Origin of the sequence: Tolypothrix sp. VBCCA 56010 (assembly GCF_050875635.1) — a bacterium.
In the GTDB taxonomy this organism is placed as follows: Bacteria; Cyanobacteriota; Cyanobacteriia; order Cyanobacteriales; family Nostocaceae; genus Hassallia.
The window spans coordinates 1-363 of sequence record NZ_JBPAOH010000461.1 but is presented as its reverse complement, the minus strand read 5'-3'; the positions used below and the strand labels follow the sequence as shown (position 1 = coordinate 363).

Annotated in this window: 1 protein-coding gene; it reads right to left on the bottom strand. The window is 43.5% G+C overall.

Going from position 1 to position 363, the window contains the following annotated elements:
* The coding region (locus AABK37_RS41995; protein WP_432557270.1) for a reverse transcriptase N-terminal domain-containing protein at window positions 1-220 on the bottom strand (220 nt) is incomplete at its 3' end.
* Window positions 221-363 lie beyond the last annotated feature (143 nt).

The following is a 363-nucleotide window of genomic DNA, read 5'->3' as shown; positions in this document are numbered from 1 at the left end:
CTGTTTTCTTTCCAGCGTTTAGCTGTGATACTTGACGAATTGCCAAAAATCTAGCTGCTTTGGATTTCAGGATAAGCTTTTGAAGTGACAAAGCTTTACGCTTATTTCCTTCTCGAATAGCTTTGAACACTCGACATTGCAGGCGAAATAAATCGCGTCGGAATTTCTTCCAATTTAGATTCTTCCAAGATTCACTAGCCTCGTGACTGTGCCTAATCATGCTCTAACTCCGCTCTTGTGTTTTCTGAATACCTTGCAGCAAATGGAGCCGCATCCTACCCGAATCAAAGGAATTCATCGTCTCGTCTGGCTTACCTGGGATTCGACCGTCCCAAGACCCTTGATTCGTTTTTATTCGTTCCC